The following is a 916-nucleotide window of genomic DNA, read 5'->3' as shown; positions in this document are numbered from 1 at the left end:
GTGATGATGTGCATTTCCAAAAGGCCGACTGCGCGCAGTGTGTCCTTGGCTTCGCACAGGTCGATGAGCTGCCAGTGGTCGCGGTCGGACTGGGCCTGGATCTCGGTGAGCGTCACCATCATGCGCGTGTAGCGTTCGAGCTGCTGGTAGATGCGCCCCACCAGTTCGATCGTCGCCTTGCGGCCGGACGGCGCGTAGAGCGCTGCGTGGAAGTTCCAGTTGAGCTGGTTCGAGTACTCGCCGGTCTTGCCCTGCTCCTGGTGCTGTTTTGCGCGCTCGCGGGCCAGCGCGAGGTCGGCCTCCGTCATCCTTGGAATGGCTAGTGCCAGTAGCCATGTTTCGATCCGGGCCCGCAATTCGTAGAGCTCGAGGATCTCGTCCAGGGAAATGGAGGTGACGACGGCGCCCTTGTGGGAAACCAGCGTGACGAAGCCTTCCGAATGAAGCTGATGCAGCGCCTCTCGCACCGGAATTCGGCTGACGCCGAACTCGGTGGCCAGATGCTCCTGCCGCAGCTGGAAGTTGGCCTCGTATTCGCCGATCAGGATCTTCTGCCTGATGGCATCGGCGACCTGGGTCGAGATGGTTTTCTTCTGTACGAGCATGAATCAGCCTGGGGCGGCCGCCGTGTTTGTCGACTGGCGCCGTTTTGATTGAAGAAGTGGACGCATAGCACCGTTGTCACTGCGATGCCATGTCGCCCGTTTCGCTTCAGTAGACATGTTCCTCGATGGGCTGGTTGCCAGCGATCCGTTCGTAGCGGAAGGCCGATAGGTCGACAGAGCGGTACTCGCCATAGGCAATGAGATCACTGACGCCCGACCCGGTTGCCGCTGCATGCATCATGCCGTGGCCGCTGAAGCCGGTGGCCAGGACAAAGTTCGAGATCTCGGGATGCCGGCCGATGATGCCACTG

Annotated in this window: 1 protein-coding gene and 1 pseudogene; both read right to left on the bottom strand. The window is 61.1% G+C overall.

The features are described from left to right. On the bottom strand, positions 1 to 605 hold a 605-nt coding region (locus EN935_RS38010; protein WP_164771818.1), incomplete at its 3' end, for a GntR family transcriptional regulator. 106 nt (positions 606 to 711) lie between these two features. Then, positions 712 to 916 (bottom strand): annotated as a pseudogene (locus tag EN935_RS38005) (FAD-dependent oxidoreductase); the annotation flags it as partial.

The organism is Mesorhizobium sp. M7D.F.Ca.US.004.03.1.1 (assembly GCF_003998635.1).
Lineage (GTDB): Bacteria > Pseudomonadota > Alphaproteobacteria > Rhizobiales > Rhizobiaceae > Mesorhizobium > Mesorhizobium loti.
Note: the sequence above shows the minus strand (reverse complement) of the source record. Positions and strands in the feature narration are given on the sequence as shown.